The 3,378-nt window shown below is 43.8% G+C and carries 4 protein-coding genes; 1 reads left to right on the top strand and 3 read right to left on the bottom strand.

Annotation, left to right across the window (positions count from 1 at the left end; translation table 11 throughout):
• The 3 genes from BCT81_RS26200 to BCT81_RS26190 all read right to left on the bottom strand — a co-directional run.
• Nucleotides 1-469, bottom strand: a 469-nt coding sequence (locus BCT81_RS26200) for a LysR family transcriptional regulator (RefSeq protein WP_133152734.1), incomplete at its 3' end; no start/stop codon positions are given.
• A 99-nt stretch (nucleotides 470-568) separates the two neighbouring features.
• Nucleotides 569-1,312, bottom strand: a complete 744-nt coding sequence (locus BCT81_RS26195) for a copper homeostasis protein CutC (RefSeq protein WP_102426357.1) — start codon at nucleotides 1,310-1,312, stop codon at nucleotides 569-571.
• Between the two features lie 315 nt (nucleotides 1,313-1,627).
• Nucleotides 1,628-2,236 carry a peroxiredoxin C gene (locus BCT81_RS26190; RefSeq protein WP_004740353.1) on the bottom strand — a complete coding sequence of 203 codons (609 nt, stop codon included), beginning with the start codon at nucleotides 2,234-2,236 and terminating at the stop codon, nucleotides 1,628-1,630.
• A gap of 210 nt (nucleotides 2,237-2,446) precedes the next feature.
• Here BCT81_RS26190 and BCT81_RS26185 point away from each other — a divergent pair, with 210 nt between their 5' ends.
• The gene (locus BCT81_RS26185; protein ID WP_017632986.1) at nucleotides 2,447-3,352 is read left to right on the top strand and encodes a hydrogen peroxide-inducible genes activator; all 906 of its coding nucleotides are present in this window, start codon (nucleotides 2,447-2,449) and stop codon (nucleotides 3,350-3,352) included.
• Nucleotides 3,353-3,378 lie beyond the last annotated feature (26 nt).

Raw genomic sequence — 3,378 nt, 5'->3', positions numbered from 1 at the left:
ACTCATAAGATATACCTAGCAATACTTCCCCTTTTTGTAAATCGTCAACAGATGTGTTTGTCCAGCTTGTTAGCTCTAGTTTTGAGTTAGGGGCTTGAGCCATGATTTCACGGTACAAAGAGCCCGATAAGCAGGCTAACACAACAGGAGATAATGCAATCTTGATTGGATAATCGATATCTTGTGGGTCAAATATATTTGAAGAATTGACGGCTGTCATTAGACCGTCGAGATGAGGTGTTATCTCGTTAGCTAGTTGTTCCGAAAAAGCAGTAGCTTGTAACCCTCCATGTACTTTCACGAATAGATCATCCGAAAAGTGATGACGCAGTTTCTGTAGAGCTTGACTCACTGCTGGCTGAGAAACGAATAAACGATCCGCTGCCTTTCTGGTGTTTTTTTCCTGGTAAACAATCAAAAAGGTACGCAATAGGTTTAAATCAAGAGAGCTGAATAGATCCTTAGCCATAACATTCCATGAGTCGCCATATGAGTTTACTAATATACGTGACTTCTAAGCTTTTACTAGCCATGTTGTGTTGGTGTTTAGTCAGCTCTCGGTGTTTATCTATATGTTAAGCGAGGCTATCAGATCTTGAATCTTTGCCGTACTCGTTACAGGGATTAAGTAATCATCTACATCATCACGCCCCATTTGAGCTTGAGAGGCTTGTGTCATTAAGCTTGGTCTTGTCGACTTGCCAGATAGATGCAGTGCTTGAACGCCAGTGTGATTAAGAATTTCTTGGCCATTTACAGCGGTAACGCCAGCCCCTGCCATAATATCTAAGCGGCCTTGAGTGAGCGTAACCATTTCCTTGAGAATGTCTTTTCCTTGTTCCGCGTTACTTGCTAACCCTGAAGTTAAAACACGTTCACAACCAAGTTCGATAATCTGTTCTAGAGCTGTTTGGTAATCCTTAAGTTGGTCTATAGCACGGTGAAAGGTCACGCCGAGTTTTAGCTGGTGGGCTTTTGAGGTTAGTGCTTTCATCACAACCATGTCTATTTCACCTTGAGCGGTAAGCACACCTAACACCACTCCATCTAAACCAGCACCGGCAGCGGCTTGGATATCATCAAGCATGCACATCATATCGTCATTATCGAAGATGAAGTCGCCTTGCCTTGGGCGAATCATTGCGTACACGGGGACCGATGAGATGCGAGCGGCTTGCTTCATCATTCCTAGGCTTGGAGTTAATCCACCAAGTGCTAGTGAAGAGCAGAGCTCAATACGATTCGCTCCGCCTGCTAGGGCATTGTGTAGAGATTCTAGGTTATCGATACAAACTTCAATTTCGATGTTCATGATATTTTACTCGTTCAAATTGAGACTGTGGAAATCATAGCAATCTTGAGACGATTCTGAATAGGTAGCGATAGAGGAAAATAGAGGTAAAGTTTCGCTTTGCGGTTACCCCTATTCATAGTGGAGATGAGCAAGCAATAAACCATTGTTGAAGCAATAGATGCAAAAAGCCCGAAGCGTTAACTTCGGGCTTTGAATAAGACTTTACTTCTTAACTGATTGGCGATGCGCTTTGCGCTGTAGCTTATGCTTTATTTCTCTTTATAGAGAGTCATCCAACCATTCACCCGTGTTGAGTCGGGCTTAAGAATGTAATTACTTGCTTAGGTCGTCAGCGTGCTCAGATAGGAATGCTGCAACACCTTTTGGAGATGCGTCCATACCTGATTTACCTTCTTCCCATTGTGCAGGACAAACTTCACCGTTCTTCTCGTGGAAGTTTAGTGCGTCTACCATGCGTAGCATTTCGTCGATGTTACGACCTAGTGGAAGATCGTTAACTACTTGGTGACGTACAAGACCGTCAGCGTCGATTAGGAAAGAACCACGGAAAGCAACGCCTGCTTCTGGGTGCTCAACATCGTATGCTTTACAGATTTCGTGCTTAACGTCAGCAACTAGTGGGTATTTAACTTGACCGATACCGCCGTCAGCGATAGCAGTGTTACGCCATGCGTTGTGAGAGAATTGAGAATCGATAGAAACACCGATTACTTCAACGCCTTTAGCTTGGAAATCTTCTAGACGGTTGTCGAAAGCGATTAGCTCTGAAGGACAAACGAAAGTGAAGTCTAGTGGGTAGAAGAAAACAACCGCTTTCTTACCTTTAGTGAATTCTGCGAAGTTGAAGTTATCAACGATCTCACCGTTACCTAGAACAGCTGCTGCAGTAAAGTCAGGGGCTTGACGACCTACTAGTACCATTTTGGAATCTCCTAAAAAATTAGTTGGCCCAACACATCTTTGTTTGGGCTCCGTTTCTACGCGACAAACTATAGTACAATCGGTACTATAGAAAAAAGCGAATTAAATAGATTAAGTTCATCGAAAAAAGCGATAAGCTTATTCTTTGTCCTTTTCTTAGGTCTTAGGACCTTCGTGTAACTTATCCTACTCATATTACAAAGTAATTTCATGAATAAATGGCCAAGTCTTAAGCAACTTCACTATCTTGTTACTCTTCACGAAACACGTCACTTTAGCGACGCCGCTGATCGTTGTTTCGTCAGCCAATCAACTCTTAGTAAAGGTATTCAAAACCTAGAAGAGCTGATCGGTTGCCCTCTGTATGAGAAAAAAGATAAGAAGAGCCCACTTGTTTTTACTCAAGCGGGAGAGCTGGTGGTGAAGCACGGTCGAGAGCTATTGGCGAAAGGGCAAGATTTGGTTGAACTCGGAAACCTATGTAACGGCGATGCGATGCAAGGTCAGCTGCGAGTTGGGTGCATTCCTACCATTGCGCCATTTCTTTTGTGCGATTTGGTACAAGAAGCCAACCAGCGCTTTCCTCAGCTAAACTTACTGCTACGTGAAGACACGACAACGAACTTACTCGCGGCACTGCGCCATGGTGAGTTAGATGTATTGATTCTGGCTCTGCCTGTTGATATCGACAACATGGAGAGCAAAGTGGTTGGGCAAGATCCTTTTAGAATGGTGATCAGCCGTAATCAAGCTGACGGTATTCGTGTACCAATTAAATACGATGACCTACCAGACGAGTCTGTATTCTTGTTGGAGAACGAGCACTGTTTAACCGAACACGCAGTATCAGCGTGTAAGTTAACTGATAAAGAGAAGATCAACCCATTCACAGCAACGAGTCTCCACACCTTAGTGCAAATGGTCGCGAACGGTTTAGGTACTACCTTTATCCCGCAGATGGCTATCGATCACGGTTTATTGGAAAACCAGAATCTCGTTGTGATCGATCCTCCAGGTCAGCAAGCATACCGCGACATCGGCCTTGTGTGGCGACCAAGCTCATCACGTCGTGAAACTTTCCACCAATTAGCCGATGTGGTATCTGAGTTACTGTAAGATATATCATTGGTCAGCGTATTTAA

The sequence above is a fragment of the Vibrio sp. 10N.261.52.A1 genome, from assembly GCF_002876325.1.
Lineage (GTDB): Bacteria > Pseudomonadota > Gammaproteobacteria > Enterobacterales > Vibrionaceae > Vibrio > Vibrio chagasii.
The sequence above is the reverse complement of the archived record's forward strand: the minus strand, read 5'-3'. Positions and strand labels throughout refer to the sequence as shown.

Excerpts from the sequence above, each read along its gene's own strand:
- BCT81_RS26185 (WP_017632986.1), top strand. The coding sequence starts at position 2,447 with ATGAATAAATGGCCAAGTCTTAAGCAACTTCACTATCTTGTTACTCTT.
- BCT81_RS26190 (WP_004740353.1), bottom strand. The coding sequence starts at position 2,236 with ATGGTACTAGTAGGTCGTCAAGCCCCTGACTTTACTGCAGCAGCTGTT.
- BCT81_RS26195 (WP_102426357.1), bottom strand. The coding sequence starts at position 1,312 with ATGAACATCGAAATTGAAGTTTGTATCGATAACCTAGAATCTCTACAC.